Raw genomic sequence first — 7,819 nt, 5'->3', positions numbered from 1 at the left:
GGTCAGCGTCAGCGCGAACGACTCGGACATCGCCTCGCGGCCCGTCAGTTTCCAGAACAGAAGCCCCTCCACCGGGAGCTGAACGGTAATTCGGTTGAGCATAATCTTTATTCCATCTAGCTTATGCGATGCAGATAAGAGGTTCTGCATCTGTGATAAAGCGTCATTCAAGAAAGGGGCTTTTCCCTCTTGATCATCCAAAAAACAAGAGAGTAGATTTTCAGTGACTCTGATGTGACAAATAAACCTACATTCAACCAGATGTTTGAAAAATCAAACATACTTACTAAAAGAGGGAACAATGAGACCGAACATCTGAATGAAATCAAGCGAAATAATTCCTGAGCGAGGGCAAGTTTAACCGCTCCGATCTTTCGCTTGAAGAATAACCAGGCCGAAGTAAACAAAGAGAGTAATAAAAGTAAGTCAAGCACAAAAAAAAGCATGACCAAAATGCTGAAACCATCACCTGCATAATAATTCAACGAATCACTAAACGCTTTTGCGTCAGAAATGAATGGAATTCTGTCGTGGCGAACTGAATTCACGCAATAAAGTAACATTGCGAGAAGATCCATACCTCCCCAGAAATACCATAGATGGCTATTTAAATGAGCGAGCTTGTTTTGCGTACGCCCGTTATTGTTATTTAAAAAAATGGGGGAGCACATATTGGCTTCAACTCAACCCTCCGGGTTAGGAATAAATTCAAAACGCACAAACAGGAGAGACAATCTTCTCGTACTCCTTTGAATGAAGCCTAAGACTTCGAAGATCGTACACTTCCATAGTCTCCCCTGTTTATATTCCTACGGATTCACCAGCCAGGTGCCCGGCTTGGTAATATCCAGCGTCTGGCCACGCGTTCTTCCGTTGCCCTGCAGTTCAATCTTCGCCTCACCGGCCGGCAGCTTGAGCGATGCATAGCCGTTGGTTCCCGGACGCAGCGCTTTTGGCTCGCCGTTCACTTTCAGCGTTTCGCCGTCGAGGATGCGGATATAGACCAACGCAACAGGGCTCGCGGCAGGCGGTGGCGTCTGCTGTGCCGTCGCCGGTTCGCTCACCTTCGCCGTTTCTGGCTTCACGTCTGGGGCGTTCGCGGCGGTTTCGGTTGGACGCGTCTCTGCCGGTGCCTGCGCAGCCTGCTCTGGCGCATCTTTGCCGCTGCTGAACAGCATCGCGCCAGCGACAACGCCGACCAGCACGCCTGCGGCAACCATGCCCGGGATCCTGTAGCGACGCCAGTCGAGCAGCGACGCCGGCTGTTCTTCCTCCACCGGTACCAGCATGGTGCCGGGCTTTTTCGCCGTCAGCACATCGTTGATACCCGCGACCGGCATCTCTATCAGCGCGGCGAACTCGTCGATGGACTGCGGACGGTCTTCCATGTGCAGCGCCAGCGCGCGGTCAATGGCCTGCAGCAGCGGAATGGAATAGCCCTGCGGCATGATTTCCACCAGCGGTTTGCAGGTATCCTGAATCGAGCGCACCACGCTGACCGGCGGCGGAGAACCCACAATCAGGGTACGCAGCACGGCGCCGAGGGCGTAAATGTCCGTCCACGGGCCCTGCTCGCTTTCGTTGTCGTCGGTGTACTGCTCAATCGGCGCAAAGCCCGGGCGCAGCATGGTTTCCGTTTCGTCGGAAAGGTTACCGATGGTGCGGCGCGCGGAGCCGAAATCGAGCAGCACCGGCAGGCCGTTATCCTGGATCTGGATGTTATCCAGCGAGATGTCTCGGTGCAGATAGCCTTCGTCGTGGATGGTCTTGATCGCACCGAACAGCATCGGCAGCGTGCGGCGGATCCAGGCCTCGTTGATCAGTTCCGGCTTTTCCTCGCGCAGGCGCGAAAGCGTGGTGCCGCTGTAAAACAGCGTCCCCATGTAGGCCGTGTCGTTTTGCACCCAGAAGCGCAGAACGTGCAGCAGGTTCGGGTGGTTAAAGCGCGCCAGCAGACGGGCTTCCTGGATAAAGCTGTTCAGGCCTGCGGAAAACGCTTTGCCAAAGCGCTCGCTGCGCAGCACCAGGGTCATGTCGTCGCCGCGTACGGCGAGCGAGGAAGGCATAAATTCTTTGATAGCGATAGTGCGTTCGAGCTGGTGATCCCACGCGCGATAGACAATGCCAAAACCGCCGCCGCCGATCACCTCTTTGATTTCAAACTCGTTGAAGCGGTACCCGACCGGGAGCGCGTTTGGGACAGTCCGATTGTTATCATTATCCGTCATCTTTTACAGTTCTCTTGATGATTATTACGCGGCAAACTGACAGTGAAACTCGCCCTGCTCGCAGGTGACGTGCAGACGTCGGTACTGTTCGTCGCTGCGGCTGGCGGTAAGTAAGATCTGGCTCATCTGAGGCAGCAGGGTGTTGGTCAGAATAGCATCCACCATGCGGCCGCCGGACTCCACCTCGGTGCAGCGCTGAACAATCTGTTCCACCACGCTGTCGTCAAACTCAGAAATAATGCTGTGATTCTCCTCCAGACGACGCTGAATACGCTTAAGCTGCAGGCGAACAATCTGCCCCAGCATCTCGTCGCTGAGCGGGTAGTAAGGCACCACCAGCAGACGGCCCAGCAGCGCCGGTGGGAACACCTCCAGCAGCGGCTGGCGCAGCGCGCCGCTTAAGGCCTCAGGCTCCGGAATGAGGTCCGGATCGGCGCACATGGCGCTAATCAGCTCGGTGCCGACGTTGGAGGTCAGAATAATAATGGTATTACGGAAATCAATATGGCGCCCCTCGCCGTCTTCCATCCAGCCTTTGTCGAAGACCTGGAAGAAGATCTCGTGGACGTCCGGGTGCGCTTTCTCAATTTCGTCCAGCAGCACGACGCTGTATGGACGGCGGCGGACGGCCTCGGTTAATACCCCGCCTTCACCATACCCTACGTACCCCGGAGGCGCACCTTTTAAGGTGGAAACGGTGTGCGCTTCCTGGAACTCGCTCATGTTGATGGTAATGACGTTCTGCTCGCCGCCGTACAGAGATTCGGCGAGCGCCAGCGCGGTTTCGGTTTTACCGACGCCCGACGGACCGCACAGCATAAAGACGCCCACCGGCTTGTTCGGGTCGTCCAGCTTCGCCCGGGAGGTTTTCACGCGGCGGGCAATCAGGTCCAGACCGTGACGCTGGCCGATAACGCGCTGGTTCAGCGTGTCGGCGAGGTTTAGCACCGCGTCGATCTCGTTTTTCACCATCCGGCCCAGCGGGATCCCGGTCCAGTCAGAGACCACCGCGGCAACCACGTTTTCATCCACAGCTGCAAACAGCAGCGGTTCATCGCCCTGAAGGGCGTTCAGCGCCTGCTGCTGCTCCGCCAGCTGGCCGCGCAGCTCGGCGCTATCTTCATCACCCGCCGCGAACAGCGCCGCGCGCAGGCGAATAATTTCCTGCACCAGGCTGCGTTCTTCTTCCCAGCGCAGGGCCAGGCCTTCGCGTTTTGTTTCATACGCGTCGCGTTCGGCGCGTAATGCCGTGACGCGCTCGGCATCACCCGCCCCCACGCGCGCTTCGCGTTCTGCGATCTCAATTTCCACGTCAAGCGCAGCAAGGTGGCGCAGGCAGTCTTCCAGCTGCGCAGGCGGCGCGCTCTGGCTCACCGCGACGCGGGCGCAGGCGGTGTCGAGCAGGGCCACGGCTTTGTCCGGCAGCTGACGCGCCGGGATGTAGCGGTGGGACAGCTTCACCGCCGCGCTGACCGCTTCGTCGAGCAGCAACACCTGGTGGTGCGTCTCCAGCGGCGACACGGTGCTGCGCAGCATCAGAATGGCTTTCGCTTCGTCCGGCTCGTGAACCTGCACCGTCTGGAAACGACGGGTCAGCGCCGGGTCTTTCTCAATGTACTTTTTGTATTCTGCCCAGGTGGTGGCGCCGATGGTGCGCAGCTGGCCGCGCGCCAGGGCTGGCTTCAGCAGGTTCGCTGCATCGCCGGTCCCCTGCTGGCCGCCTGCGCCAATCAGGGTGTGGATCTCATCGATAAACAAAATGATCGGCGTGGCGCTGGACTGGACTTCGTTAATGAGCGCCTGCAGACGGGCTTCAAACTCGCCTTTCATGCCTGCACCGGCCTGAAGCATGCCGATATCCAGCAGCCACAGCTGAATGTTCTGCAGCGGCTCCGGCACGTCGCCGTCGGCGATACGCAGTGCCAGCCCTTCCACCACCGCCGTTTTCCCGACTCCGGCCTCCCCGGTCAGCAGCGGGTTGTTCTGACGACGGCGCATCAGGATATCGACCATCTGGCGGATCTCCTCGTCGCGCCCGACGACCGGGTCAATCTTCCCGTCGCGGGCGCGGGCGGTCAGGTCCTGACCGTACTGGGCCAGCGTCCCCTGAGCAGCCGGAACCGCCCCCGCCGGTGCGTCGACAGCGGCAGCGGCCTGCTGCGTCTCTTTGCTGTTGGCGCAGATGGTATCGAACTGCTCAATCAGCACCTCGACGTTAAGGCGGGTGAACTGCGCCGAAATGCTTTTCAGCACGTTGGCCAGGTTCCAGGTTTTCAGCATGCCGATCAGCAAATGGCCGCCGCGAATGCGGCTGACGCCAAACTTCAGCGAGCCGAAGACCCAGGCGCGCTCCACGGCGCTGTCGATATGCTCGGAGAGATCGGAAACGGAACTCGCCCCGCGCGGAAGCACATCCAGCGCGGCAACGATATCGCGCGTCAGCTGCTGCTCGTCGAGGGCAAAGTGGCGGATGACCAGCTGCAGATCGCCATCCTGCTGCTGCATCAGCTGATGCAGCCAGTGCACCAGCTCAACATAGGGGTTGCCGCGCAGCTTGCAGAACGCAGTGGCGCTTTCCAGAGAGGTAAATAACAGCGTATCCAGTTTGCCGAAAAGCACGGCACGGCTAATTTCTGACATGTTAGTTTCCATTAACAATGATTCGGTATACGGAAGGATTACCGCTCTGCGCGATACACCAGATCGCCGCGCGGGACAGGCTGCGGCTGAAGGCCCAGCCAGGTGTTATAGCCTAATCGCCCATGACTGCCGAGCGTGGCGCCCTGCACCGCGTCTTCACGCAGGATCACCCGCGTTTCCCATTCAAACTCCACGCCGGCGTACTGACGCACCCAGTCGCGCAGCTCGGTGACCCACGCTTCACCCGGCAGAAAGCGGTTGTACTCCTCCGCGCTCAGCGGGCCAATCTCGATGCGAAACTTATGCTGCACGTCGCGGACGGCGACGCCGAGAAAGGCGGACTCACCCATGCGCGGCATGCGGCGTCCTTCCCCAAGCTGCGCCTGCTCGCGCGTGGAGAGCGGCATCCACTGCGGCACGTTACTGACCAGTTTGACCGGCGCCTTAAAATAGCTGCGCAGGATCTTCTCCAGCCCCTCCGGATCCCGCCCGTGACGGGTCAGGTGCCCGGCGTGGGTAAAGCGCGCGTGTGAGCTCAGGCTGCCGTTGTCCATCTGACCCGGCTGGCCCATACCAATCAGCGACGCCAGATAGCCCTCAAAGCGCTTGTTATCGGCGCGATCCAGCGAGACGGTGGGCTGCGCATCCGCCCACGCGCGGTAAAACAGCAGCGCCAGACGATGGTGGAACAGATCGGCAAACGCGCTCAGGCTGGTGTCCTGATGATGATAAATACGCTCGCGGGCGTACTCGGTCATGTGGACCGGCAGCGGGCCGTTCGGGCCAAACAGGCCGAAGCTGAGGATAGAGACCTCATGCAGCCCGCTCTCTTCCCGCTGACGCACCCTGGCCAGCGTCGACGGGGCAAAACTCATCGACGGCTGCTGGCCGATGCGCAGCGGTTCAAATTTTGGCAGCGGCGCGCGGCCCAGCGGATAGCGCTCGCCGCCCTGGGCATCAATGCGCCTTAACAGCTGAAACAGATCGTAGCGCCAGGGCGTCTCGCGGACGCCGTGCCAGAACGCGTCCGGCAGCTTCGTCAGGCGATGCACGCGCAGCGGTGCAGTGGCGGCGTCACTCATATCAGCGCCCTTTTACCCATGCGCGGCGCCCAGTAGCCAATCTCGCCGCGCTGCTGACTTTTCAGGGTGAACTCGGTGAAGCTGTTGATGGAGACCAGGCGGGCAAAGAGGCGCTCCATCACGCTGCCAAAGAGCCACGGACTGGCCCCCGAAAAGGCTCGCTCATCCACCGTCAGGGTAATGCCGATCCCGCGGGCGAACACCACCGGTCCGGGTTCAGGCACGCGGCGGTGAACCGGCTCCAGCACGCAGTGGTGCACCCCCTCCACCTGACGCGCAACGGGCGTTTCGGCCAGGTTGGCATAAAGCCCTAACAGCTGGCGCAGCGCGGCAGCCCCCTCCTCATTGTCACTGTCCATCAGGCTGAGGTAGTTCATCTGCAGCTGGCTGATAAGCCGCCAGGTGCTGAACCCTTCTGCCAGCGCCGGACGCGGCGGCGTCGGCCCTTTACGCAGGGTGAGGGATTTCACCGGCATGGAGTCCGCCATAATGAACTCCCCGAGCTCCTGCTGCAGCATCAGCGGCAGGTCACGGCTGGTGCAGAGCACCTCGGCAGAGATATAGCGCAGGTTTTCCTGCCACGGCGCGTGCTGTTCATCCACCAGCGAGACGAAGACCTCCGAGCCGATATAGCCGGTACGGGTGCCGTAGCGCAGGGCGTGCTCGGACAGCACGCGCTGCTCGCGTCGCAGGGAAAAATAGGCCCCGTAGTTGCCCGCATCGCCGCTCCAGGTGCTCCAGAACGGACGAAACGTCTGGTCATCACGCTGGCCGTCCGCGCTGCCATAGATTTTTTTTACCGCGTAGATTTCATAATCCAGCGGACGGATGTTATCGACCACCAGATGGTATTCATGCTGACCGTCATTTAGCTTCTGCCGCGCCGCAACTTTCGGGAAAAGGTTGATGACCGGGGTGCAGTGCAGCGCCAGATGGCTGGCATCGACCACGCGCTCCAGCTGTTCATCCGGCTTATCCAGCAGGATGAAGATGTCGAAGGCTTTTTCTTCTTCACAGCGCTGGATCAGCGTGCTCAGGCCGCTGAGGCTAATGAAGCGGAAACGGGCCGGAAACGCGAAATACTCCTGCAGCAGGCGATAGCCGTCAAAGTTGCGCAGATCGTCCGGAAGCAGCGCCTGGTCAGGCTCAAATCCCTCCTGGCGCAGCGCGTCCGTCGCCAGCAGCTGTCGCTGCGGCTGCGGGCTGACCGTCTGACAGACGATCCCGGCGTGGTGCTCCATCACCAGCTCCAGCAGCTTCAGCGCCTCGATATCCGGACCGGCGAGGAAAAATTCCAGACGGTCGAAGTCCAGGTGCCCGAGATGTTGCGGGCCGTCGCAGGCGATGCGGATCCGCAGGGCGCTGCCGATCCCCCGCTGGCTCAGACCCAGCTGTGCGAGGGGCAAATCGGCGGGAACTCCGCCCAGCTCAACCTTGTCGATTTTCAGCGGCAGCAGGTTGACCTCGTGCGCCGTGGTATAGCTGCAGGTCACGCCGGTTTTTTTCAGCGCCAGGCTGTCCATCATGGTGCCGCGCGGCACGACGAAGCCCTTGCTCAGGTCGCCCCGGCTGCTGTCGGGCTGAATCTCCGCAATCGCCATCGACGGCGTGGGCGCAAGATAGTTTGGCGCAATCATCTCCAGCAGACGCTGGGAGAAGCGCGGAAACTCCGCGTCCATTTTCATCTGCACGCGGGAGGTCAGGAAGGCGAATCCTTCCATCAGACGTTCGGTATACGGGTCCGCCACGTCGATGCCGCGCATGCCCAGCCGTCCGGCGACTTTCGGGTAGCGTTCGGCAAACTCGGCCCCCATTTCGCGCAGGTAGGCCAGCTCACGGTTGTAGTATTCGAGCAGTTTACTTTCCATG

5 protein-coding genes are annotated in these 7,819 nt (G+C 60.3%); all 5 read right to left on the bottom strand.

Features of this window, described 5'->3' with window-relative positions; translation table 11 throughout:
• Nucleotides 1-167: 167 nt before the first annotated feature.
• Nucleotides 168-578 (bottom strand): hypothetical protein, encoded by a 411-nt coding sequence (locus FHC48_RS13630; RefSeq protein WP_227028274.1) that lies wholly within the window; start codon nucleotides 576-578, stop codon nucleotides 168-170.
• Nucleotides 579-809: 231 nt separating this feature from the next.
• The gene (locus FHC48_RS13625) at nucleotides 810-2,228 is read right to left on the bottom strand and encodes a serine/threonine-protein kinase (RefSeq protein WP_045410456.1); all 1,419 of its coding nucleotides are present in this window, start codon (nucleotides 2,226-2,228) and stop codon (nucleotides 810-812) included.
• 24 nt (nucleotides 2,229-2,252) lie between these two features.
• Nucleotides 2,253-4,868, bottom strand: coding sequence for a type VI secretion system ATPase TssH (gene tssH, locus FHC48_RS13620; RefSeq protein WP_059362775.1), 2,616 nt, complete (start codon nucleotides 4,866-4,868; stop codon nucleotides 2,253-2,255).
• Nucleotides 4,869-4,906: 38 nt separating this feature from the next.
• Nucleotides 4,907-5,950, bottom strand: a complete 1,044-nt coding sequence (gene tssG, locus FHC48_RS13615) for a type VI secretion system baseplate subunit TssG (RefSeq protein WP_059362778.1) — start codon at nucleotides 5,948-5,950, stop codon at nucleotides 4,907-4,909.
• Complete coding sequence (tssF, locus tag FHC48_RS13610) at nucleotides 5,947-7,818, bottom strand: type VI secretion system baseplate subunit TssF (RefSeq protein ID WP_059362782.1); 1,872 nt, start codon at nucleotides 7,816-7,818, stop codon at nucleotides 5,947-5,949. The genes tssG and tssF overlap by 4 nt, the downstream gene beginning before the upstream one ends.
• Nucleotide 7,819 lies beyond the last annotated feature (1 nt).

Source organism: Enterobacter sp. EC_50, from assembly GCF_019584525.1.
Classification (GTDB): domain Bacteria; phylum Pseudomonadota; class Gammaproteobacteria; order Enterobacterales; family Enterobacteriaceae; genus Enterobacter; species Enterobacter roggenkampii.
This window is presented reverse-complemented; position numbering and strand designations above follow the sequence as displayed.

Bases quoted from the DNA above. Each gene is read 5' to 3' on its own strand.
- FHC48_RS13630 (WP_227028274.1), bottom strand. From the start codon at position 578: ATGGATCTTCTCGCAATGTTACTTTATTGCGTGAATTCAGTTCGCCAC.
- FHC48_RS13625 (WP_045410456.1), bottom strand. From the start codon at position 2,228: ATGACGGATAATGATAACAATCGGACTGTCCCAAACGCGCTCCCGGTC.
- tssH (WP_059362775.1), bottom strand. From the start codon at position 4,868: ATGTCAGAAATTAGCCGTGCCGTGCTTTTCGGCAAACTGGATACGCTG.
- tssG (WP_059362778.1), bottom strand. From the start codon at position 5,950: ATGAGTGACGCCGCCACTGCACCGCTGCGCGTGCATCGCCTGACGAAG.
- tssF (WP_059362782.1), bottom strand. From the start codon at position 7,818: ATGGAAAGTAAACTGCTCGAATACTACAACCGTGAGCTGGCCTACCTG.